Annotated in this window: 17 protein-coding genes, 2 tRNA genes and 1 pseudogene; 16 read left to right on the plus strand and 4 right to left on the minus strand. The window is 39.4% G+C overall.

Annotated elements, in window-relative coordinates; all coding sequences use genetic code 11:
- Positions 1–94 precede the first annotated feature (94 nt).
- A complete protein-coding gene (locus tag ORH16_RS11240) occupies positions 95–958 on the minus strand; it encodes an SDR family oxidoreductase (protein WP_265458936.1) in 864 nt (287 codons plus the stop codon).
- Positions 959–1164: 206 nt separating this feature from the next.
- Positions 1165–2970, minus strand: coding sequence for a heavy metal translocating P-type ATPase (locus ORH16_RS11245; RefSeq protein ID WP_265458937.1), 1806 nt, complete (start codon positions 2968–2970; stop codon positions 1165–1167).
- 247 nt (positions 2971–3217) lie between these two features.
- On the opposite strand from ORH16_RS11245, the gene ORH16_RS11250 reads away from it, so the two are divergent.
- From ORH16_RS11250 to ORH16_RS11270, 5 genes are all read left to right on the plus strand, one after another.
- Complete coding sequence (locus tag ORH16_RS11250; protein WP_265458938.1) at positions 3218–3442, plus strand: YneF family protein; 225 nt, start codon at positions 3218–3220, stop codon at positions 3440–3442.
- A 166-nt stretch (positions 3443–3608) separates the two neighbouring features.
- A complete protein-coding gene (locus ORH16_RS11255) occupies positions 3609–5357 on the plus strand; it encodes an ABC transporter ATP-binding protein (protein WP_265458939.1) in 1749 nt (582 codons plus the stop codon).
- Position 5358: 1 nt separating this feature from the next.
- Positions 5359–7140 (plus strand): ABC transporter ATP-binding protein, encoded by a 1782-nt coding sequence (locus ORH16_RS11260; RefSeq protein WP_265458940.1) that lies wholly within the window; start codon positions 5359–5361, stop codon positions 7138–7140.
- Between the two features lie 301 nt (positions 7141–7441).
- The gene (licT, locus tag ORH16_RS11265) at positions 7442–8281 is read left to right on the plus strand and encodes a BglG family transcription antiterminator LicT (RefSeq protein WP_265458941.1); all 840 of its coding nucleotides are present in this window, start codon (positions 7442–7444) and stop codon (positions 8279–8281) included.
- A gap of 147 nt (positions 8282–8428) precedes the next feature.
- Positions 8429–10345 (plus strand): beta-glucoside-specific PTS transporter subunit IIABC, encoded by a 1917-nt coding sequence (locus ORH16_RS11270; RefSeq protein ID WP_265458942.1) that lies wholly within the window; start codon positions 8429–8431, stop codon positions 10343–10345.
- Positions 10346–10397: 52 nt separating this feature from the next.
- Here the strand turns inward: ORH16_RS11270 and ORH16_RS11275 are convergent, their stop codons facing one another.
- Positions 10398–11309 (minus strand): MurR/RpiR family transcriptional regulator, encoded by a 912-nt coding sequence (locus ORH16_RS11275; RefSeq protein ID WP_265458943.1) that lies wholly within the window; start codon positions 11307–11309, stop codon positions 10398–10400.
- Positions 11310–11543: 234 nt separating this feature from the next.
- Here ORH16_RS11275 and ORH16_RS11280 point away from each other — a divergent pair, with 234 nt between their 5' ends.
- The 11 genes and pseudogenes from ORH16_RS11280 to ORH16_RS11330 all read left to right on the plus strand — a co-directional run bounded on the left by ORH16_RS11280 (position 11544) and on the right by ORH16_RS11330 (position 22800).
- On the plus strand, positions 11544–12917 hold the full coding sequence (locus ORH16_RS11280) for a 6-phospho-beta-glucosidase (protein ID WP_265458944.1): 1374 nt from the start codon (positions 11544–11546) through the stop codon (positions 12915–12917).
- Between the two features lie 89 nt (positions 12918–13006).
- Positions 13007–14446 (plus strand): 6-phospho-beta-glucosidase, encoded by a 1440-nt coding sequence (locus tag ORH16_RS11285; protein ID WP_265458945.1) that lies wholly within the window; start codon positions 13007–13009, stop codon positions 14444–14446.
- Positions 14447–14550: 104 nt separating this feature from the next.
- Positions 14551–16008 carry a glycoside hydrolase family 1 protein gene (locus ORH16_RS11290; protein WP_265458946.1) on the plus strand — a complete coding sequence of 486 codons (1458 nt, stop codon included), beginning with the start codon at positions 14551–14553 and terminating at the stop codon, positions 16006–16008.
- A 335-nt stretch (positions 16009–16343) separates the two neighbouring features.
- Positions 16344–17306 carry an AraC family transcriptional regulator gene (locus tag ORH16_RS11295; RefSeq protein WP_265458947.1) on the plus strand — a complete coding sequence of 321 codons (963 nt, stop codon included), beginning with the start codon at positions 16344–16346 and terminating at the stop codon, positions 17304–17306.
- A gap of 300 nt (positions 17307–17606) precedes the next feature.
- Entirely contained in the window at positions 17607–18920 is a 1314-nt protein-coding gene (locus ORH16_RS11300; protein ID WP_265458948.1) for an MFS transporter, read from the plus strand.
- Between the two features lie 14 nt (positions 18921–18934).
- On the plus strand, positions 18935–20515 hold the full coding sequence (locus tag ORH16_RS11305) for an alpha-rhamnosidase (RefSeq protein WP_265458949.1): 1581 nt from the start codon (positions 18935–18937) through the stop codon (positions 20513–20515).
- 16 nt (positions 20516–20531) lie between these two features.
- Positions 20532–21878: pseudogene (locus ORH16_RS11310) on the plus strand (MFS transporter).
- Between the two features lie 102 nt (positions 21879–21980).
- Entirely contained in the window at positions 21981–22214 is a 234-nt protein-coding gene (locus ORH16_RS11315; RefSeq protein WP_265459228.1) for a DUF2969 domain-containing protein, read from the plus strand.
- 118 nt (positions 22215–22332) lie between these two features.
- Positions 22333–22416 (plus strand) — tRNA-Tyr (locus tag ORH16_RS11320).
- 1 nt (position 22417) lies between these two features.
- A tRNA-Gln gene (locus ORH16_RS11325) sits at positions 22418–22489 on the plus strand.
- Positions 22490–22632: 143 nt separating this feature from the next.
- Positions 22633–22800, plus strand: a complete 168-nt coding sequence (locus ORH16_RS11330) for a hypothetical protein (RefSeq protein WP_265458950.1) — start codon at positions 22633–22635, stop codon at positions 22798–22800.
- 79 nt (positions 22801–22879) lie between these two features.
- Here the strand turns inward: ORH16_RS11330 and ORH16_RS11335 are convergent, their stop codons facing one another.
- Entirely contained in the window at positions 22880–23488 is a 609-nt protein-coding gene (locus ORH16_RS11335; protein ID WP_265458951.1) for a TetR/AcrR family transcriptional regulator, read from the minus strand.
- Positions 23489–23644: the final 156 nt, after the last annotated feature.

Here is a 23644-nt window from a genome sequence, read left to right on the forward strand (position 1 = left end):
CTCCTATAATAATGCTTTGTCTTTATTGTAGGGAAGAAAAAAATTTAAGTAAAGTAAAGGGACTTTTGGAAAAACATTTGGCTAGAAATAAAACTCATGGCTGATAGATGGCCTTAAAGTCCGGTAAAATTTCTTGTACTAAACTTTCGCTGACTGACCACAAACGTTCCATCGTATTTAAATCGGTGGCTTTGGCTGCGAGTTTACGGGGCCGACCTTGGTCAAAGTATTTGCCGGAAACTGCGAACAAAGCAGGATCAGTTGCCAACATAATCGCAGTTTCCGCGCCTTTTTCCGGAGTTAGAAACACTTTCGAAATTAGCGGTGCTGTTGCCAAAAAGTCACCGCCAATACGACTGGTGACACTGGTGTTGACAATCCCCGGATGTAAACTGTTGGCAGTTACTTGGGTGAAACGCAAGCGTTTAGCTAGCATTTCCGTAAAGAGAACGACAGCCAATTTTGAATTACTGTAGGCTTTAACAAAGGAATAATGTTTTTTGCTATTTAAGTCGGCAAAATTAATCTCGCCAAAACGATAAGCAAGCGAGGCGACATTGACAATTCGTGCCTGTGGAGCTTGTAAAAGCTGTGGCATCAACATATTAGTTATAGCAAAATGTCCCAGATAATGGACACCAAACATTTCTTCAAAACCGTCATGAGTTTCTTGGCGTTTTGGTGGTAGCACGCCGGCGTTATTCACTAAAATATCCAGCTGATGATGCTGTGCTTGAAATTTATTCGCTAAACGCTCCAGACTTTGCAAATCTCCTAAGTCCGCCTGTAAGATTTCAGCGCTGCCGCCGCTCGCTTTTTTGACCTGAGCTAAAGCAGCCAGTCCTTTGGCATAATTACGAATCAGCATCACGACGTGAATATTTTGTTTCGCCAAGGCAGTCGCAGTCGCCAAGCCCATTCCAGAACTGGCACCTGTCACTAAGGCAATTTTTTTCATCAGAATCAGTCCTTTCATTACCTTAAGCTTACCGCTTTATTTTTAAAATACAAAAAAGCCGTTCGCTTGATTATCAAAAAAATTCTATAGAAAATAAAAATCAAAAAAACTTCCCTGAATCATCAGCTCTAAGCCAATTTTTTAAGGGAAGTTCAACTTCGTGTTGCTTTATTTTTTTTGCGACGGCCGTTATCAAAGCTGTGGGTTTAGCGATCTTTTCTGGCCCGTAAAGCGGATAAGATTGAAATGGTATCAATACATTCTTGTAAAATAGCGCCAATCAAAGTGGGAATCACACCAAAACTCGCAATCAGCATCAGCACAACACAGATAAAAATCCCAATCAGTACCGATTGTTTGGCAATCTTCATCGTGTCTTGAGAAAGACGAACCGCCTCTGAAACTCTGGTTAAGTCGTCTTTTAAAATGACAGCATCGGCACTTTCACTAGCAGCAGTCGAACCATGTGCCCCCATGGCAATGCCGATATCGGCCATCGCCAAAGCCGGCGCATCATTCACACCATCGCCTACCATAACAGCAGGGGAAACGTGCTGGGTCAAACCCTGAACGACCGCAATTTTTTCTTGAGGTAGACAACCTGAATGAATTTCGCTGATACCGACTTCTTGACCAATTTCATTGGCAATCGCAGGCCCATCCCCGGTCAGCATCAGAATTCTTTGCAGACCTAATTGTTTCAAGTTTTGAATCGTCGCTTTAGCTTCAGGGTGCACGGTATCTCTAAAGGTAATGTAGCCGGCATAGTGATTGTCTAATGCAATGTAGACAACCGTTTGATCGGTTGTTAAATCAGTTGTTAAATTAGCTGCGGCTGCAAAATCAGCTTTACCAATTTTAATTTCCTGACCATTAATTGTAGCCTGAATTCCTGCACCGGTCACTTCTTCTAAATTTTGTACTGGCAATAAAGAAATTTGCTGTTCTTTGGCGTGGGCTACTAATGAGCGAGCTAAAATATGTGTAGATTCTTGTTCAGCACTGGCCGCTAAGCGAAATAAGTCTTCTGCAGAAATAGTTGTTAATGTTGGCTGAATGTGATCGACGTAAAGTTTACCTTCTGTTAAAGTTCCGGTTTTATCAAAGGCAATGCTTTGTGCTCTAGCCAATTTTTCAATTGTTGTGCCGGTTTTTACGACAATTCCATTGCGGCTGGAACGACTCATGCCAGCAACCAATGCAATTGGGGCCGCCAAAATTAGTGGACAAGGGGAAGCGACGACTAACACTTCTGCAAAACGCACGGGATCTTTTGAAACAAACCAAGCAACGCCACCGATAACATAGGCAACAATCGTAAAAGGCACAGCATAGCGATCCGCCAAACGGACAAAGTGGGCGGGTTTAGCTTCAGATTCTTTGACCAGCTTGACTAGAGTTTGGTATTGACTGTCGGCGGCGGCTTTGGTGACTTTAAAACGCAATGCCGCATCACCATTTAACGAGCCGGACATTAATTCATCATTGATTTTTTTATCAATTGGTTTTGATTCTCCGGTTAGAGAAGATTGGTCAACGGAGGACTCGCCTTCTGTCACAATACCGTCAACTGGCACGAGTTCACCTGGTTTAACTAAGAGCAAATCTCCAACTGCTACATCCTCTACCGCAATATCTTCAATTGCATCACCATTGAGGCGATGAGCAACCTGAGGCGAATTATCTAAAAGTGAACGCAGCTCACGGCTGGCTTGGCCAGAAGCATAATCTTCTAAGCTGTCGCCGCCGGTCAGCATAATCAAGACCATTAAACTGGCCCAATATTGGCCAACCGCCAAAGTGGCGACAATTGCTGTGATCGCTAAAATATCGATGCCGTATTTGCCAGAACGGAGTGTTTCAATCATGCCGATAAACATTGAAATAGTTGTGACACCGCCAACGACTACCACAATCCAATAGGCTATTGTCGGTTGATGAAAAATAAATTCAGAGGCTAAAGCGATGGCTCCAGCGATTAAGGTAATTAGGAATTTTTTAAAATTACTCATAAGGGCACCTTCTTATTTGATTTCGTAAAGTAAGTGTAGCACCAAGAATTTTTAATTGATAATAAAAACATTTAAATGATAAAGAGAATCATTAACGATAAAATTAGGACAAAAATATTTGATAATTATTCTAATATAGAAGAGTTGAGCAACAATTTTTTTGAGCTTTTTTTGAAAATTGCTTTTCTTTTGGGGTGCTTTCTAGTAAAATGTTTTCTTGAGAGTATGAGAGAAAGGAGCGATTTAGATGGTATCAACAGGAATTGTAATTTTAATTGCCGTAGTTGCCCTACTTGTGGGTGGCGTAGCCGGTGTTTTTATAGCACGTAAATTAATTAAGAGTGAATTAGAAAAAAATCCTCCCGTTAATGAGGAATTTTTACGTTCAATGATGGCTTCCATGGGTCAAAAACCTTCCGAGAAAAAGATTCGCCAAATGATGGCGCAGATGAAAAATAATTCTGGGAAATAAGGTTTTGATTTAGTAGCAACGAATTGTCGTATTTAAGCGGGCTGAATTTTTTCAGCCTTTTTTTTGTGCTTTCAAGACAATAGCTTTAAGCAAAAAAAGGAATAGTGTTTTCAATAAGAAAATGAAAAATGAAGAGTTTGCATTTGCAGATGGAAAGAGGTGTCATATGTCGATTTATCGACGGTTAAGTTGGTTTTTTAAACGGGAAAAGAAAAATTATATTATCGGTGTGACGGCGCTGATTTTAGTGGCGTTGGCTCAGCTAATTCCGCCACGGGTGATTGGGATTATCATTGATGAAATCAATCAGCACGAAATATCGATTCAACGCATTTTAATGTGGATTGGAATTTTAGTGGCAGCCGCTTTAGCCCAATATATTTTCCGCTTTGTTTGGCGGGGGCGCATTTGGGGCGGGGCGGCTCGCCTAGAAAAGGATTTACGTGCACAATTATTTGAACATTTTACTAAGATGGATCACGTTTTTTATCAAAAGCATCGGACCGGTGATTTGATGGCCCATGCCACCAATGACTTAAACGCCATTCAAAATGTGGCGGGGGCAGGGATTTTAACCTTTGCCGATTCGATTATCACGGGTGGCGCAACGATTGTGGCGATGGTTTTATTTATTGATTGGCGTTTGACCTTAATCGCCTTATTGCCACTGCCATTTTTAGCGGTGATGGCCCGAGTGCTAGGAAGTAAATTGCATGATGCTTTCCGAGATTCACAAGCAGCCTTCTCGGATATTAATGATAAAACGCAAGAGAGTATTACTGGAATTAAAGTGATTAAAACCTTCGGACAAGAGAAGGAGGACTTGGCCGATTTTAACGAAAAGATTGAGAATGCGATTGTTAAAAATCGTCGTGTGAATAAGCTAGATGCTCTTTTTGATCCAGCAATTACCATTATTATTGGCGTTTCTTATGTGCTGACAATTATTGTCGGCGGGAAATTTATTATGGCCGATGAAATTACCATTGGGCAGATGGTTTCTTTTATCAGCTATATTGGGATGCTGGTTTGGCCGATGTTTGCCATCGGCCGCTTGTTTAACGTCTTGGAGCGGGGCAGTGCCAGCTATGATCGGGTGAGCGAATTATTAGCAGAAAAAACCCATATCGAAGAAAAAGCAGATGGCGTGCAGACACCAGCCCATGGCCGCGTAAATTTTGAAGTGGCTAATTTTAAATATCCAGACGATGAACGAAATACCTTGGAGCAAATTAAGTTTGTTATTGGGGAAGGTAGCACTCTGGGAATTGTCGGAAAAACCGGGGCAGGGAAGACTTCGATTTTGAAATTATTGATGCGAGAATATGATGACTATCAAGGAAAGATTACCTTTGGAGACATAGATGTCAAAGATTATTCTTTGGATGCCCTTTTAAAATCAATCGGCTATGTTCCGCAAGATCACTTTTTATTTTCGATGACGGTCCGGGATAATATCCGCTTTGCTAATCCCGATTTTACTGAAGAGCAGGTGGCAGAAGCTGCCCGTTTAGCCTTTGTAGATGAAGATATTAAAGGCTTTTCAGAAGGCTATGACACGATGGTCGGCGAGCGAGGCGTTTCCTTGTCCGGTGGGCAAAAGCAACGCTTGTCAATTGCACGGGCGCTCATCGTCAATCCAGAATTATTGATTTTGGATGATGCTTTGTCAGCAGTCGATGCAAAAACAGAAGAAGCGATTTTGAAAAATTTGAAAAGTTATCGTTCTGATAAAACGACAATTATTTCCGCTCATCGCTTAAGTAGTGTGATGCATGCCCAGGAAATTATTGTTATTGATGAAGGGCGAATTGTTGAACGGGGTAACCATGAAGAGCTGCTGGCCTTAGATGGTTGGTACAACCAAATGTGGCGCAAACAACAATTAGAAGCCAAAATTGAAGGGGGGGAGTAAGATGGAGAAACATCAATCTGAATGGACTAAATCGATGCCGATGAAAGAGCAGGTGATCTTGGTCAAACGTCTGCTGAAATTTACCAAGCCTTACCGTAAATCTTTTTATGTGGCGATTATTTTTGCCCTCTTGCTTTCCGTGATAAATGTCCTGTTGCCAAGGATTATCCAAACCTTTATGGATAATTATTTGACGAATCAAACAGCAACGACGCAAGTTATTTTCTTTTTTGCCGGCTTATATTTTTTAGGGACAGTTATTAAAGCGATTGTCTGGTTTTTCCAGTGGTTCTTGTACAATATGGCGTCTTTAAAAACCTATCAATCAATCCGCAGCCAGCTTTTTGAAAAGCTGCACACCTTAGGGATGCGTTATTTTGATCAGACTCCAGCCGGTTCAATTGTCTCACGGGTCACCAATGATACAGAGACTTTATTTGAATTTTGGAATGTTTTTTTGATGGTTTTAACTGGGATTTTTGCCGTGGTCACTTCTTTCATTGCTATGGTACAAATCAACACGAAGATTGCGTTATTGAATTTAGTTTTTCTACCGGTACTCTTTGGAATTATCTGGTACTATCAAAAATTTAGTTCGCGAATTTATCGGAACATGCGGGAAAAACTCAGCCAATTAAATACGAAATTAAACGAGTCAATTTCTGGTATGCAAATCATTCAGCAATTCCGCCAAGAAAAACGCTTGGAAAAAGAGTTTGATGAGACGAATGTTGAGTATTTAGAAACACGTTACAATATGATTCGGACTAATTCTCTACTATTAAGTCCGGTAATTAATTTCCTCTATGCCTTGGCAGTTGCCGCTTCATTGACAGTCTTTGGCTTTGATGCCTTGCATTCACCGGTAGAAGTGGGGCTGATTTATGCCTTTACGACTTATATTCAAAGTTTCTTTAATCCAATGTCCCAGATGATGGATTACTTAAGTATTTTTACTGACGGTCTGGTTGCTGGCAGCCGGATTTTGCGAATCATGGATACAGAGGAATATACACCGGCACAAAATCCAGAGGCAGATGGCGAGATTCTCTTAGGCAAAATCGAGTTTCGCAATGTCAGTTTTTCCTATGACGGCCAACATAATGTCTTAAATAATATTTCTTTTATTGCCAATCCCGGCGAAACAATTGCCTTAGTCGGTCATACTGGTAGCGGGAAAAGTTCGATTATCAACGTCCTAATGCGCTTTTATGAGTTTTATGAAGGTGAAATTTTGATTGATGACCGCAACATTCGTGATTTTCCAATGGAGGAACTTCGGAAAAAAATGGGCTTGGTATTGCAGGATGCCTTTATGTTTTATGGCGACATTTCAAGTAATATTCGGATGATGAATCCTAACATCACCGACAGTGAAATTGTCGCAGCTGCCAAATTTGTTCAAGCCGATGGATTTATTGAAAGCCTGCCAGGAAACTATCATGCGAAGGTCATTGAACGGGGGGCCAGCTATTCCAGTGGACAACGGCAGTTAATTTCCTTTGCCAGAACAATTGTGACAAATCCGAAGGTCTTAATCTTAGATGAGGCTACAGCCAACATCGATACGGAAACTGAAGGGTTAATTCAAGAAGGCTTGGCCAACATGCGCCAAGGCCGGACAACGATTGCCATCGCCCATCGTTTGTCGACGATTAAAGATGCCAATCTAATTTTAGTTTTGGAAAAAGGTCATGTTGTTGAACAGGGAACCCACGAAAGTTTACTGGCTGAGGATGGTTTATATAGTGATATGTACCGTCTACAAAATAATGAATACTAATTTTATGAAAGTTTTGCTTTTATCGCCAAAGGGCAGATAGAAGCAAAATTTTTTTGTGAAAAAAAGTTAGATTGACAAGGAAAAGTACAGCGGATATTATTTTACTTAGAGAAAAATTACTTTGAAAAATTTTTTCATGTGAAAGCGTTGACAAAGCAGAACTTAAAGTTTAAAATAAATTTAACAATTTAAGTGGATAGTGATTGCTTTGGCAAGCTAAACCTGGTATTGTTCTCGTTTATTTGGCGACTTTTGCGCCATGAGAATAGTATGAGGTTCTTTTTGACGAGGAGGGTTTTTATTGGTTATTGAAAAGATTCTCAATAACAATGTCGTAATAACAAAAGATGAGCAGCAAAACGAAGTCATCGCCATGGGTCGCGGTTTGGCCTTTCAAAAAAAAATTGGTGAAAAAATTGAAACTGACAAGGTTGATAAAATTTATCGTCTTGCGGATAATGCCATCTCTCAAAAGTTTCAAGAATTATTGGCCGAGTTGCCTTTGGAATATCTTGATACTACGGATGAACTCATCAATTATGCCAAAAAGCAATTAAACACTGAATTGAATGAATCGATTTACATTTCGTTGACGGACCATATTCACACAGCAATTGAACGACAGAAAAAAGGCATTGTCGTAAAAAATGCCCTGCTATGGGATATCAAACGCTTTTACCCAAAGGAATTTCAAATTGGGGTGAAGGCTTTGGAAAAAATCGAGCAGGAATATGGCCTGCGTTTGCCGGAGGATGAAGCTGGGTTCATTGCGCTGCATCTAGTGAATGCCCAAGCGGAAAATGATAGTTTAAATGATACTTATGAACTCACCAAAATCATGCAGGACATTATGAATATTGTGAAGTATTATTTCAAAACTTCATTTAATGAAGATTCAGTTTATTTTTATCGTTTTACCACGCATCTACGCTTTTTCATTATGCGGATGCTGTCAAACTCGCCCCATTCAGGTGAGTCTGATGAAGATTTATTAGAATTGGTCAAAATCAAATACCGCAATTCCTTTGAATGCGTCAATCGAATCGATGAGTTTTTAAAGGAAAAATACTATTATGAAATGACCGACGACGAACGCCTTTACCTAACCATTCACATCGCACGTTTGATGGAGAAGGGTTAATAAAGATAATTATTTTCAATTAAAGGAGGCCCGTAGTAGTTTCCCACTTGGTCAGGGGAAGAGCAAATTGACCAAATTTTGGATAGTGACATTCAGTTGGCTAAACCTTCAAAAATTTTAAAAAACAAATTATTGGAGGAAAACAAAATGGGTAAATATCATGATTTAGCAGCAAAGATTGTAGATGAAGTAGGGGGCAAAGAAAATATTAATTCTTTAACCCACTGTATTACACGACTTCGTTTTAAATTAAAAGACGAAGGCAAAGCAAACGACGATGTGCTGAAAAATATGGACGGCGTTGTTACCGTGATGAAAAGCGGCGGTCAATATCAAGTTGTAATCGGCAACCATGTACCAGCTGTTTACGAAGATGTAATTGACATTGCTGGCATTTCTGACAGCACTTCAAATGAAGGTGCAAAAGACGGCAATATTTTTAATCGTTTAATTGATTTATTAAGTGGGATTTTCCAACCTTTCTTGGGAGCGATGGCTGCTGCCGGTATGGTAAAAGGCTTGAATGCTTTGTTAGTCTTCTTAGGTTCTCTTGGTTGGTTTAATTACACCGCTACTGGCGGCACGTATATCATGTTAAACGGAATTGGTGATGCAATTTTTTATTTTATGCCTGTCATTATTGGTTACACTGCTGCAAAAAAATTCAATTTGCAGCCAATGGTCGGCCTTGTTATTGGGATGGCTTTAGTTTATCCAAATGTACAATCTTCTGCTCTATCAGCTCTAGCTACTGACGGTGTTGCAGGATACAGCTTGTTTGGTTTACCAGCCTATACAACCTTCTTAGGTATTCCATGGGTGGGTGGTTCATACACAAGTTCTGTAGTACCAGTTATCTTTATTATTGCGTTGGCTGCACAATTACAAAAAGTAATGAAACGAATCATTCCTGAAGTAGTGCAAACTTTCTTGGTACCGTTTTTCGTCCTATTGATTTCTTTACCAATCGGCTTTTTAGTAATTGGACCAATTATTTCAATGGCAACGGATTTATTGAGCGCTGGTTTTACAGCTTTGATGAGCTTCTCGCCAGCATTGTATGGTGCTATTCTTGGCTTCTTCTGGCAAGCCCTAGTAATTTTCGGTTTACATTGGTCTGTAGTACCTTTGGCAATTTTGCAAATTACACAAGATGGTTTCTCTCAAGTACTTTCCGCTTCATTTGGTGCAAGTTTTGCCCAAACAGCCGTAGTTTTTGCAATGATGTTCAAATTGAAAGACAAAAAATTAAAAGCGTTGACTATTCCAGCAATTATTTCTGGAATCTTCGGAGTAACTGAGCCAGCGATTTACGGGATTACTCTACCGAAGAAAAAACCTTTTGTCTTCTCAATGATTGGCGCTGCTGCTGCCGGAGCATATTTGATGATGAATAATTTAACTGCTTATACAATGGGCGGACTAGGTGTCTTTGGTTTACTAAATTATATTAATGGAACAGATGCAAGTGGTGTTTTAACCGGCGTTATCGGAATTGCTATCGCTGTTGTTATCGGTTTTGGATTAACAATTGTCTTTTGGAAAGATGATACTGTAATGGCAGACGTTGAAGTAGATGTCGATACAACAGTCAAAATCAAAACTAAAAAAGAAATCATCACCTCACCTGTTCAAGGAACTGTCGCACCATTGAGTCAATCTAAAGATGAAGCTTTTGCTTCTGGCGCTTTAGGCAAAGGTGTTGTGATTACACCGACAGAAGGTAAAGTTGTGGCACCATTTGACGGAACTGTCATGACCTTATTCCCAACAAAACATGCAATTGGTTTAGTGTCTGATGATGGCTTAGAATTATTGATTCATATTGGTATTGATACTGTACAATTAGATGGTAAATATTTTGAAAGCTTTGTTAAACAAGGCGACCGAGTTACACCAGGTCAAACACTGGTGACCTTTGATAAAGACGCAATTGAAAAAGCTGGTTTCAGCACAGAAATTCCGGTAATTGTCACGAATTCTGGTGACTACTTGGATGTGTTAGAGCCAAGTGTGAAGGAAATTAATTTCAATGACGAATTTATCACGGCTTTAAATCTATAATAATAAGGGCTCAAGCTCAGAAAAATCAGCTTGAGTCCTTATTTTGTGATGACTAATTGGGGATCCACGAATCCGCAGCCGTTACGTCCTGATTTTCTTTAATGAAATCAATATCACTGGTGCGGGTATCGAAGGCCTGTCCTAAAGTAATGAGATGTTGCAGGTTTTTTTGATAGTGTTCTGAAAAGACAGCCGCATACAATAGATCTAGTAAATAAACGATAGATGTATTGCTGGAGAAGTTGCCGATTTTGGAATAAAGTTTTTCTCGAGTTGTAATCCGCAAAACGGCATCGCTGTGATCGGCTAAATAATTATTGCCGATGGTGGTAATTGCAATCACCGGTACCTGATTTTTTTTGAAAATCGGCAGCAGTTTTTTGGCCATATTACTTTCTCCTGAATAAGAAATTAAAATAGCACAATCTTGGTAACTGAGATTATAAGCTTCATAAAAACTGTCATAGTTGACTTCCGCTAAAGCGACAGAAAAGCCTAAACGATTCATTTTTAAAATGAAATCTTGGGCAATTAAGGAGTTGCCGCTAGTTGCAAAAATCCGGATTTTTTTGGCTAAAAGTAAAAATTGCTTAGCCTGCTGCAGCTGGTCGTGATGCAAGAGACTATATGTATCTTCAATAGTTGCTTGTTCTAAGTTCGCTAATTTTTTAGCGATACTCATGACCCCGTCGCTTTCACTGAAGGGCAGATTCCAGTCGCTGGCGGTAAATTGATTATTCAAATACTGCCATTCTTCTAAGAAGGCCTCCCGCAGTGCCAGCCAGCCTTCAAAATCCATTTTTTTGGCGAGCCTGATAAAAGTGGAGGGATGGGTAAAAGTTTTTTTAGCTAATTCCTGCACCGTTAATTGATTTAAGTTTTCTGGTTCTGCCAGCATAAAGTCTGCTATCGTTTTTTCTGAAGGGGATAGCTTTGCGGCTTTCAATTTTTCTCGTAGTAACATCTGCTCACCTCTATTTACAAAAATGTTAAATTAATGATAATGATTTGTAAAGGTTTTTTTAAGTGAGTTTACAAAAAAAGTCGATAATTTAGCAGTTTGTATATGATATTCGCAAATTTTTTCTAATTTCGCTAGCAATTTTGTAAACGATTTACCTAAAATCATAATTTCTATTGTAGAAGTCATTTACTTAGGTGATAATCATTTTGTAAATAAAAAGAAGGAAGTGACAGCATGAAAGGAATTAAAATTGCGACTATTGGTGGAGGAAGTTCTTACACACCAGAATTAATGGAAGGTTTTATCAAACGGTATGATGAGCTGCCGATTTCAGAAATCTGGTTGGTGGACGTTGAAGCAGGAAAAGAAAAATTAGAAATCGTTGGCGCTATGGCACAACGGATGTGGGATGCTTCTCCTTATGATGTGAAAATTCATTTAACTTTAGATCGTGAAGAAGCCTTAAAAGATGCTGATTTTGTTACAACGCAATTCCGTGTTGGTCAATTAAATGCCCGGATTAAAGACGAAAGAATTCCCGCTTACTACGGCATGTTAGGTCAAGAAACCAATGGTGCTGGCGGTATGTTCAAAGCCTTTAGAACAGTGCCAATTATTTTAGAGATTGTTGAAGATATGAAACGTCTCTGTCCAGATGCTTGGTTGGTCAACTTTGCTAACCCAAGCGGCATGGTAACAGAAGCTGTTGTTCGCTATGGTAAATGGGACCGAGTGATCGGTTTATGTAATGTACCTGTGATGGCGATGATGGTGGAACCAGAAGCTTTAGGTGTTGAAAAAGATGATTTAATTTACAAATTTGCTGGTTTAAATCATTTCCATTGGCATAAAGTTGCTGATAAAAATGGCAACGACATCACATTGAAATTAATTGAAAAATTATTCACTGAAGATGCTGGCTTACCGAAAAATATCTTTGATGTTCCATTCTTTATCGAACAATTAGAACAAATGAAAATGATTCCGTGTGGCTACCACCGTTACTATTACCGGGAAGAAGAAATGTTAGACCATGCCCTTGAAGAATATAAAACAGTTGGCACACGGGCTCAACAAGTAAAACAAACCGAAGCAGAGTTATTTGAACTTTATAAAGATCCAGAATTAAACTACAAACCAGAGCAATTGCAAAAACGTGGCGGTGCGTATTATTCAGACGCAGCATGTGAAACAATTGCCTCTATCTATGGCAATAAAGAAACGCAAATCGTCGTATCAACGAAAAACGACGGTGCCGTACCAGATCTACCAGCTGATTGTGTTGTGGAAGTAACCGCTTATGTTGGCGCTCAAGGTGCCCGCAATGTTGCCTTTGGTTCATTACCGCCAGCAGAACGTGGTTGGTTGCAAGTGATGAAAAATATGGAATTATTGACTATTGAAGCAGCCGTTACTGGTGATTATGGCACTGCTTTACAGGCGTTCACAATTAATCCGCTCGTGCGCTCTGGAGCAACTGCCAAACGTATTATGGACGAATTATTTATCGCTCATAAAGATTATCTGCCACAATTTAGCGAAACTGTTGCTAAATTAGAAGCAGAAGGCATTACTGTACAAGATGAAATTGCGAAAGATTTAGTCTAAAGGTCAACTTTTAGCCACAGAAAAAGAATATTTGACCAGTAAAGTAAATGATGTAATAACTATTTATAATCAAGTTAGGAGCACAATTCATGGCATTTAGAAAAGACTTTTTATGGGGCGGCGCAACTGCTGCCAATCAATGTGAAGGTGGATATAACGAAGGCGGCCGTGGCTTAGCCAACGTGGATGTTGTGCCAATCGGCAAAGACCGCTTCCCAATTATCGCCGGTGAAATGAAAATGTTCGACTTTGATGATGAACATTTCTATCCAGCTAAAGAATCGATTGATATGTATCACCGTTTCAAAGAAGATATCGCTTTGTTTGGCGAAATGGGCTTTAAAACTTACCGCTTATCCATTGCTTGGAGCCGGATTTTCCCAAATGGTGACGAAAAAGAACCAAATGAAGATGGCTTGAAATTCTATGAAGATTTATTTAAAGAATGCCATAAATATGGCATTGAACCATTAGTAACCATCACACACTTTGATTGCCCAATGCATTTAATCAAAGAGTACGGTGCATGGCGCAGCCGTAAATTAGTCGGCTTTTACGAAAATCTTTGCCGCGTCATTTTCAACCGCTACAAAGGCTTGGTAAAATACTGGTTGACATTTAACGAAATCAACATGATTTTACACGCACCATTTATGGGAGCGGGCCTCTACTTTGAAGAAGGCGAAAATAAAGAACAAATCAAATATCAAGCAGCTCACCATGAATTAGTTGCTTCTGCAATTGCTACAAAAATTGCCCATGAAGTGGATCCAGAAAATAAAGTTGGCTGTATGCTAGCTGCCGGCAATTTCTATCCTTATACTTGTAAGCCAGAAGATGTTTGGTCAGGGATTCAAAAGGACCGGGAAAATTATTTCTTCATCGACGTGCAATCTCGTGGCGAGTATCCTGCCTATGCCTTGAAGGAATTAGAACGCAATGGCATCAAGATTGAGATGGAAGAAGGGGACACGGAAATTTTGAAGGAACACACTGTTGACTTCATTTCATTCTCTTATTACTCTTCACGGGTAGCGACAACCGATCCAGAATTATTGGACCAAACAGCCGGCAATATTTTTGCCTCTGTCAAAAATCCTTACCTAGATGCTAGTGAATGGGGCTGGCAAATCGATCCTCTTGGCTTGCGCATCACGATGAACCAAATGTACGATCGCTACCAAAAACCATTGTTTGTTGTTGAAAATGGTTTGGGAGCAGTAGACACTCCAGATGCTAACGGCTATGTGGATGATGATTACCGGATTGAATACATGAAGGCCCACATCGAAGCGATGAAGGATGCTGTGGAACAAGATGGTGTTGATTTATTAGGCTACACTTCTTGGGGCTGTATTGATTTAGTTTCTGCCGGCACTGGTGAAATGAAAAAACGCTATGGCTTCATCTACGTTGACCGGGATAACGACGGCAACGGTACCTTAGCTAGAAGCAAGAAAAAATCATTTGATTGGTACAAACAAGTTATCGCATCAAATGGCGAAAACGTTGAAAATATCAAAAGATAATTATAACTAAACAAAGAAAAGGTGGTGTCTGCTGCCTTTTCTTTGTTTAGCAAATTTTTGAAAGCATTTTTCTCGTTTGAAAAAAATATAGAAGGAGCACAACTATGGGATTTCCAAAAAACTTTTTATGGGGCGGTGCCACTGCCGCTAATCAATACGAAGGCGGCTATCTATCCGGCGGCAAAGAGCCTAGCACGTTAGATGCCATCACTGGCGGCAGTCACACAGAGCCACGGCGCATCACGTTTAAAACTAAAGATGGCCAGCTTGAATCCGTTACGAGGGAGCATCGACTGCCTGAAGGAGCAGTTGGCTATATTGATCCGGATTTATATTATCCAAGTCATGTGGCGACTGACTTTTATCATCACTACAAAGAAGATATTGCACTATTTGCAGAAATGGGTTTTAAATGCTTCCGTTTATCAATCAACTGGTCACGGATTTGTCCCAAGGGCACCGATGAGGTCAATGAAGAAGGACTCGCTTTTTATGATGCAGTCTTTGATGAATTAAAAAAACACAATATTGAACCTGTTGTGACCATTAACCACTTTGATATTCCAATGTATCTGGCGGACAATCTTGACGGCTGGAGCAATCGTAAAGTCATCGACTATTTCTTATTCTTTTGCGAAACAATTTTCAAACGCTATAAAAATAAAGTCAAATATTGGATGACCTTCAATGAAATTAATTTTCTGCGTAGCTGGACTCAAATCGGTATCCATGATAATTCTAAACAAGCCAAATTCCAAGCAGCTCATCATTTATTTGTTGCTAGCGGTAAAGCAGTTCAGTTGGGTCATGAAATTAATCCTGAGTTCCAAATCGGCATGATGGTGGCTTATATTCCAAGTTACCCAATGTCTTCTCGCCCTGAAGATGTTTTAGAGGCTTTGCAATTTAATCGTGACCAAGAATTTTATATCGACGTGCAGGTTAAAGGCTATTACCCAGCCCATAAACTAAAAGAATTTGAGCGGGAAAACATTGTCATTGAAAAAGTTCCTGGGGATGACGAAATTATCGCTAACGGAACCGTCGATTATATTGGCTTCAGCTATTACATGTCGACAGTCTCTTCTGCCAATCCAGAAAATGTTAAGTTTGTCGGCGGCAATCAAATGCCCGCCGTTAAAAATCCCTATTTAGCAGAATCAGAATGGGGCTGGGCAGTTGATCCGCTAGGTCTGCGGATTTCTTTGAGCAAATTGTATGACCGCTATCACATTCCATTATTTGTAGTGGAAAATGGTTTCGGTGCAGTCGACGTTGTCGAAGCTGACGGCAGTATTAATGATGACTACCGCATTGACTACTTCAAAAAGCACGTCGCTGCTATGAAGGATGCGATTGATTTAGATGGTGTTGATCTAATCGGCTACACACCATGGGGCTGTATTGACTTAGTTTCAGCCGGCACCGGTGAAATGAAAAAACGTTATGGCTTCATCTATGTTGACCTAGACGACAACGGCCACGGCAGCTTAGCCCGCAGCCGCAAAAAATCCTTTAGCTGGTATCAAGAAGTGATTGCCAGTAATGGTGAGAAGATTTAAGCAAGCTAAATTAATTAGCGCTATGAGTTAACCTGATAGAAAAGTTTTCTTTCTCATTGAAAATAGTTGAGACTGTGACATTAGTCCTTTTAACAGATGAAATCCCGAACTATCTTATATTTGCTCCTGCGGTCCAGTAGGTTCTCGTCGCAAATTAACAATATCTAGTGGTTTTCATTAGATGTCGTTCGTAAAGTTCGGTTTTGTTCTAACTAATGTCACAGGCTCTTTTCTATTGAAGAGAGAGTTGCTGTCTGTTGAACTCATAGCGCTTTTTTTGCTGGCAAACTTTCTGATTATCAACTATAACTAAAGAAAAGACTTTGGAGGGTGCAATGAATCAACAGGAATTAAAGGCTATTTTGTGGCAGGAAAATGCGATTGAATTTGAACAGCGGACGCAAGGCTATAATGTCAATGACCAGAACTTACCCTTTGCGGAAATTGCAGTGCCGAAAATGCCTAGCGACCATTTTTTTCGTGAGGGTAATATTTTTATTAATAAGCATCACCGTTACTCGGCGATGCCGGCCCATACCCATGAATTTGTTGAATTCAATTACATGTACTCCGGCAGCTGTGTTCAATATATCAATGACCAGCCGATTTATTTGCAGGAGGGAGAGATTTTGTTGATTGATAAAGATATCATTCAGCGAATTGACCCACTGGCTGAAGATGATATTCTGATCAATATATTATTAAAGGATGATTCGATTACGACAGAGATTGTCGTCAATATGGTGAAAGCTAACAGTTTAGTGAATGAATTTTTGCTGACGGCCTCAAATGAGCTATCCTCTCACAACAATTTTATCCATTTTAAAAGTGGCTCAAATGAAGAAGTCAAAGAGACGTTATTTAAGATGATTACAGAATATTTTGAGAAAAAGAATTATTATATGCGCTCATTAAATCTTTTATTGTCGTTGCTCTTTATTCAATTAACTAGAGAACTAGAAGCGGAAAATCTGGAAAATTATCAGGCGGAAACTAATATTTTAGATGTTCTCCGCTATATCGACAGTCATTATCGCAACTTGAATCTTCAGGAGCTGGCTGAGGTTTTTGGCTACAATAAAAATTATTTGAGCAATAAATTAAAGAAGGAAACTGGCCGCAGCTTCCAAGAATTAATCAATACTCTGCGCTATCAAGCAGCCATTGAGATGATTGAAGAGACTGACCAAAGCTTTGAAGAAATTGCCTATCAGCTAGGTTTTGAAACCTTGCCTTCACTTTATAAACTATTCGCCAAATACACGGATAAGACACCTAAAGAATTTCGTAAACACTAAAAATATTTTAAACCTGTGACCTTAGCTTTATAGATGGAATACTATTCAAACAACAAATTATCTGTTTAATTGTGCTTTCAAATTAAGTGAAAACTCTTTTTGAAAGGACCGTTATATTCTCTGAAGCAAAAATTCAGAGATGGTAATTTTGTTTGATAGTCTTTTATCTTTGCGCTCTTGTTACAGGTTTTTTTGTGTTGTCATCTGTGATTTGGATAAAAACGTCTGGGTTTTTGCAATAGTTGAAAATTGTAAATCCGCTTACAATGACATCAGATAAAAGAAAAGGATGTGCAGGATATGAAACAAAAGGCAAAAGGGGATTTGGTTAAAGAATATACCCCATTGGCGACAGCTGCAGGGATTGGCTCCATGTTAGGGTCCGGCTGTATTGTAGGCTTGTCAGCTACGATTACTGTTTGGCAGGCGGGATTAGGTTTATCAACAGGACAGGTGGGGATTATCTCAGGTGCTTTAACATTTGCAATCGCTTTCGGTTCATTGTTTGCTGGTCAGATTACTAAAATTTTTGGATTGATTCGAGCTTTTAATTGGTTGAACTTATTTTATGCTATTGGAACACTTATCTGTATTCTAGCGAATGATTTTTCCTTTTTATTAATTGGAGTCATTATCATGGGCTTTTCATCTGGTGCCGATTTGCCAATTAGCTTAACAGTCGTTTCCCACGACGCTCCAGATGAGACTACCTCTGCAAAATTGGTCTCATCAACGCAAATTTTTTGGCAGGTAGGGGTCTTTATCTCTTATATTTGTTCTTTCTTGCTGTCAGGTATTCAAGGCGTTTTAGGCGCTCGAATTGTCTTTGGCATTTTATTTATTTTTGCAGTAGTGACTTGGCTATGGCGCTTAACTTCTAAAAAATTCCGCACCTTTCATGAAGCGGGAACTATCCGCCAAGCAGAATTAAAAGCTCAAACAAGTGGCCAAGCAGAGGTCTCCTTTAAAACGGTTTTATTTGGCTCTCAAATGAAAAAATATTTCAGCTTCTTTATGGCCATTATCGTCTTTTATGTTTGCTGGAATTTATTGGCGAATACTTGGGGACAATTTCAAACTTACGCATTAACAAATGCTGGGGCAACTCAAACACAAGCAACCGGTCTAGGAATCGTTTTAAATGTGGTTTCCTTGTTAACGACCATCGCCTTTACCTCAGTAGCAGGCGGCAAATATCGCAATAAAGCTTTCTTTGTAGGAGCTTTTGTCCAAATTGCAGCGATGTTAGGTATGGCCTTGATTGGCGGCGGCGCAGGCTTTATTGCTTTGGCAATCACCATTGGATTTTATAATTTTGGAAATCCGCTGGCTGGAGAAGCAATTTATAAAGTTTGGACGCAGGAATCTTTTCCAGCTGAAACACGGGCTTCACTGCAGGGCTTTATCAACGGTTTTTCAAGAATGTGCTGTGGCTTGTTTGCCTTTGTGACTCCTTATCTCGTTGCCCCTGGAATGATTCAACAATCCATGTACGGCTTTGCAGGAATTGTCGCAATTGCAACAGTGGCTGGCGTTGTCATGATGCGTCTGCAAAAGAAATACAACGTCGGTAGTTCCCAAGAAGAATCTGCAATGACTGCAGAAAATCATTAAAAGGAGAATCAATTATGGCTTTTACTTTTCAAATTAATCCAGATGTAACTTGGCTGCATGATGAAAAATTACTGCAAAGAGCTGAGGAAAATTTACCAGAATTAAAAAAACATCAGATTCAGTTTAAAGATATTGTTGAAATGCAATTTGACGGCAAGGGTATTGATGGCGTTGATATGATTTCCTCACCGAAAAAAATTGAACAATTGGCAGAGTATCCTCTAACGAAAGGTGAAAGCTTAATTTTAGACTTAGGCGATCACTATGTGGGGACCTTTCAAATAGATATCACTTCTGTCGGTTCACCGATGGATGCGCCTTTATATTTGAAACTAAAATTTGCAGAGGTGCCAGCAGAAATTGCTGCCGATTCTGCTGATTACCGAGGCTGGTTATCCCGTTCTTGGATCCAAGAGGAATTTGTCCATCTGGACGTCTTACCAGCAACTTTATCTTTACCACGCCGTTATAGCTGTCGGTATGTTGAATTATCTGTAATCGATACTTCACCAAAATGGCAAGCTAGTTTTTCAAATCCAGTTTTTATTGCAGAAAGCAGTATTGATTTAAAACATTTGCCAACTAAAGAGCTGGCGGACAAAGAACTACAAAAAATTTATGATGTGTCAGTAAAGACTTTAGCTGATTGCATGCAGACGGTTTTTGAAGATGGTCCTAAGCGGGATCGTCGTCTGTGGATTGGCGATTTACGATTGCAGGCACTAGCTAATTATGTCACCTTTGATGATTTAGCCTTAAGCAAACGCTGTTTGTATTTATTTGCAGGCATGACCACAACGGAAGGAAAAATTCCTGCCAATGTCTTTACTGCGCCAGCTTTAATTCCAGATGATACTTTTCTATTTGATTATAGTTTATTTTTTGCGACAATCTTGCATGATTATGTGCTTCACTCAAATGATCAAATAGTTTTAAAGGAACTGTATCCAACTACTAAAAAAGCTGTTGACTTGGCATTACGGCAAGTAGACCAAGAAGGTCGCCTAGTTCTCTCTGAAGAGTGGCCAGTATTTGTTGATTGGTCCAATGAGTTTTTAAAGGATTCAGCGGGACAGGGGATTTTAATTTATGCGCTGAAACGCTTTTTAGTTCTAGCAGAAATGGTGGGAGAGCCAGAGGTGGCTTTCTATCAAAGCCAGCTATCGCAATTAGTTAATTTCAGCCAGACTCATTTATTTAACCCGCAAGAACAACTCTTTTTAGTTGAATCAAATGGCGAGTACAATATTGCCAGTCAAGTTTGGTTAGTTTTAGCAGAAGTGTTTGAAACAGAGCAAAATCAACAAATTTTAAAACGGATGCAGCAAAAATTATTTCCTATCACAGGAATTGCTACACCTTACATGTATCATCATGTGGTAGAGGCCTTGTTTGTCGCCGGTTTAGACCATGATGCTGTTAAATTAATGAAAGAATACTGGGGTAAAATGATTGAGATGGGAGCCGATACTTTCTGGGAGGCCTTCAAGCCTGAGGATCCAAGCTTTTCACCTTACGGCAGTCCAATTATCAGCAGTTTTTGTCACGCATGGAGTTGTACACCGGCATATTTGATTGAGAAATATTTAGCTTAGTAAAGGAGTTGATCCAATGGAAAATCTTGCAGCTCAACCCAAAATCTCTAAATGGCGGCAAAGAATTGGTTACGGTGTTTCAGATTTGGCCTGCAATTTAATTTGGCAAATGATTTCTTTATATCTTTTATATTTTTACACAGATATTATGCAGTTGAATGCTGCAGCGGTTAGTCTGATGTTTGTGTTCACCAGAATTTTTGATGGGGTGACCGATTTACTAGTCGGTTACCTAATTGATCATACGACTACCCGGTGGGGCAAGTCCCGGCCATATTTTCTCTTTGGAGCAATTCCTTTTGCAGTTTTTGCCTATCTTTGTTTCAGTGTTCCGGAAATTTCCAGCAGCGGCAAGCTGATTTATGCTTACTTTACGTATTTCGGCCTTTCACTTTCTTATACTTTAGTCAATGTACCAATGGCTTCGGTTTTACCCAGCTTAACAAATGACACCAAAGAGCGGACGGCTTTATCGACTTCGAGAAAGTTTTTTTGATTTTTAGGTGCGACGATAGTCAGTGCATCTGCTCTGCGATTAGTTCAAGTTTTTGGTCAAGGTAATCAAATTTTAGGCTTTAGAATTTTAATGGCCGTTTTCGGAGTGGCCAGTTGCCTGTTGTTTTTCTTTACTTTTTTTAATATTCGAGAAATTCAAACACCGCATGTAAAAGTCAAACTACAAGATGTCTTTCATTCTCTAGCACAAAATAAGCCATGGAAAATTTTTGCTCTCAACATTCTATTTATGTGGACAGGTTATTTTCTACAAACTAGCGCGTTGGTCTACTATTATACTGTGGTTGTCGGCAGCACGGCCCTGTCGGTCACTGTAGCAACAATCATGTCTGTGATTCCGATGGTGGCAAACTTTTTCGTGCCTTTTCTTGCGGGACGTTTAGGCAAGCGAAATCTGTATCTGCTGGCCTCGGGTGTTCAAGGTTTAGGTATTGTCCTGATTTTATTGGGGCAGGCCAACCATACAATCATCATCGCAGGGGCAGCAATTTCTGCAATAGGCTATGGCATTAAAGAGAGTATTTACTTTTCGATGCAAGCAGATCCAGTTGATTACAGTCAGTGGAAAACAGGAATCAATGTCTCTGGATCACTTTCAGCAATAAATGGTTTTCTCGGCAAGGTAGCTCAAGCAGTGTCTGGAGGTGTAGCAGGAGCTCTTTTAGCCTGGGGCAGCTATCAGCCGGATGCAGCAACACAAAGTAATCAAGCTGTTTTCGCCATCCAAGCGATGTATGGCTATCTGCCATTATTGCTGATTATCTGCTCGATGATAACTATGAGTTTTTACGATTTAGATAAACAATTTCCTTTAATCAAAGCTGAATTGTCAGCAAGTAAAAATTAATCTGAAGGCCTTCTCTGTAAAATACGTCAATCATTTTGCAGAGAAGGATTTTTGTAGTACAGACTCATGCTTTATGGTAAACTATCCTTCGAGGTGAAAATGGTGAGCAAAAAAAATAAAGATATCGAAATCCGTGTGGAAGCCAGTGAGAAAACAATTAATGGCAGCCAAGTGACAGTCAATCAATTATTTATTGGAAAAAAACAAATTGGTGAAGTTGTCGAAAAAGGGCTGAAGAGTTTTGATTACGAGATGAGCGGTGGTTTTAAAGGCTCAGTTAAGACTTTTGATGAAGCAGTTGAATTAATTATTCGTCAATGGAATTTGCAAGAGTAAGATAACAAAAAAAAGTTTGGAAAAAGACTTGTCAAACCCTGAGAAATTATGTATTATATCTAAGTCAGGTTTTTTACTAGCTGGCCTGTGAGCTGATAAAAATTTCAGCTAATAGCTTGGAGGAGTAGCGAAGTGGCTAAACGCGACGGACTGTAAATCCGTTCCTTAGGGTTCAGTGGTTCGAATCCACTCTCCTCCACCATTGGGGTATAGCCAAGCGGTAAGGCAAGGGACTTTGACTCCCTCATGCGTTGGTTCGAATCCAGCTACCCCAGTAAAAATAACAAATTGCTCGTCAAGCCACTGCTTGACGAGTTTTTTTTTGTTTCAAATTAAAAATCTAAAGTGCTCCTCCTTGCAGTTTTTTTTGACTTAGGTAAAATAATATTGAAGACAAAATTTCAAGGAGGAGAAACAAATGGCCTTAAAAGCAAGAATTCAAGAAGCGGCTGAAAAAGTTTACGATATCATTAAAGATGATAAATATGATGTCGAAATGAAATTAACCACCAAAGGAAAAGGGGTTAAAGTAAAAACCAATCGCAATACTCAGCACAATAAAAAATGGGGTGCTAAAATTCACTAAGCAAGACTGATTAATTGCTTGAAGAAGGTACGTCAAAAAAATCTGGCTCAGAGGAAATTTCCTTTTGAGCCAGATTTTTTTATCTTTCAACTTCTAAACCAAGAACCGTCAGATGACCATTACCGACTAATTTGATCACTAGGCGGGCTAGATGATTAGCGGGCATCTCAGTATCACTGGTAAGCCACCAGTGCAGTGTCCCGACAAAAATGGAAGTCATATACTCCACCACAAAATCAATTGGCACTTCAATATCATTTTCAGTGATTCGTAGCTTCTTAAAGACATCGTCGTATTTTTCATACAGAATGTCAGCTAGTTTTTGCCGCAGCAATTCATTAGAAGAACCATCCATTATTAATAGGAAGAAAGTTTTATTCTTATGAATTTCTTTGTAGATATTGGTGAGCAAAATTTCAATTGTTTTGACTTTGATGCGATTGCCTTGGACCAGCTCAGAGGGATCAAGAATATCTGAAAAGGCTTTGACTGCAAAACCAAAAATATGATCGTATAAATCCTGTTTGTCTTTAAAATGGGCATAAAAGGTTGCCCGATTAATCATCGCTTCATCGGCGATATCTTGAATGGTTAAATTATCGTAGCCTTTTTCACTAACTAGTTTAATAAAAGCTTCAATAATCATTTTGTGGGTTCGCTTGACCCGCAAATCTGTTTTCTTTGCCATAAAAAAACCTCTTTTTTCCAACAAAATAAAAACATTTGTCGTTTATCTCACAAAAATCAGAATATTGCTTGTTGAAAATTAATTAAAATCTTTCTAAAATAGATACATATAGTATATCAAACAGTTTGTAAGATAATCAACAAAGTGTCGTAAAAT

Source organism: Enterococcus sp. HY326, assembly GCF_026157065.1.
GTDB lineage: Bacteria > Bacillota > Bacilli > Lactobacillales > Enterococcaceae > HY326.

Bases quoted from the DNA above. Each gene is read 5' to 3' on its own strand.
- ORH16_RS11240 (WP_265458936.1), bottom strand. From the start codon at position 958: ATGAAAAAAATTGCCTTAGTGACAGGTGCCAGTTCTGGAATGGGCTTG.
- ORH16_RS11245 (WP_265458937.1), bottom strand. From the start codon at position 2,970: ATGAGTAATTTTAAAAAATTCCTAATTACCTTAATCGCTGGAGCCATC.
- ORH16_RS11250 (WP_265458938.1), top strand. From the start codon at position 3,218: ATGGTATCAACAGGAATTGTAATTTTAATTGCCGTAGTTGCCCTACTT.
- ORH16_RS11255 (WP_265458939.1), top strand. From the start codon at position 3,609: ATGTCGATTTATCGACGGTTAAGTTGGTTTTTTAAACGGGAAAAGAAA.
- ORH16_RS11260 (WP_265458940.1), top strand. From the start codon at position 5,359: ATGGAGAAACATCAATCTGAATGGACTAAATCGATGCCGATGAAAGAG.
- ORH16_RS11270 (WP_265458942.1), top strand. From the start codon at position 8,429: ATGGGTAAATATCATGATTTAGCAGCAAAGATTGTAGATGAAGTAGGG.
- ORH16_RS11275 (WP_265458943.1), bottom strand. From the start codon at position 11,309: ATGTTACTACGAGAAAAATTGAAAGCCGCAAAGCTATCCCCTTCAGAA.
- ORH16_RS11280 (WP_265458944.1), top strand. From the start codon at position 11,544: ATGAAAGGAATTAAAATTGCGACTATTGGTGGAGGAAGTTCTTACACA.
- ORH16_RS11285 (WP_265458945.1), top strand. From the start codon at position 13,007: ATGGCATTTAGAAAAGACTTTTTATGGGGCGGCGCAACTGCTGCCAAT.
- ORH16_RS11290 (WP_265458946.1), top strand. From the start codon at position 14,551: ATGGGATTTCCAAAAAACTTTTTATGGGGCGGTGCCACTGCCGCTAAT.
- ORH16_RS11295 (WP_265458947.1), top strand. From the start codon at position 16,344: ATGAATCAACAGGAATTAAAGGCTATTTTGTGGCAGGAAAATGCGATT.
- ORH16_RS11300 (WP_265458948.1), top strand. From the start codon at position 17,607: ATGAAACAAAAGGCAAAAGGGGATTTGGTTAAAGAATATACCCCATTG.
- ORH16_RS11305 (WP_265458949.1), top strand. From the start codon at position 18,935: ATGGCTTTTACTTTTCAAATTAATCCAGATGTAACTTGGCTGCATGAT.
- ORH16_RS11330 (WP_265458950.1), top strand. From the start codon at position 22,633: ATGGCCTTAAAAGCAAGAATTCAAGAAGCGGCTGAAAAAGTTTACGAT.
- ORH16_RS11335 (WP_265458951.1), bottom strand. From the start codon at position 23,488: ATGGCAAAGAAAACAGATTTGCGGGTCAAGCGAACCCACAAAATGATT.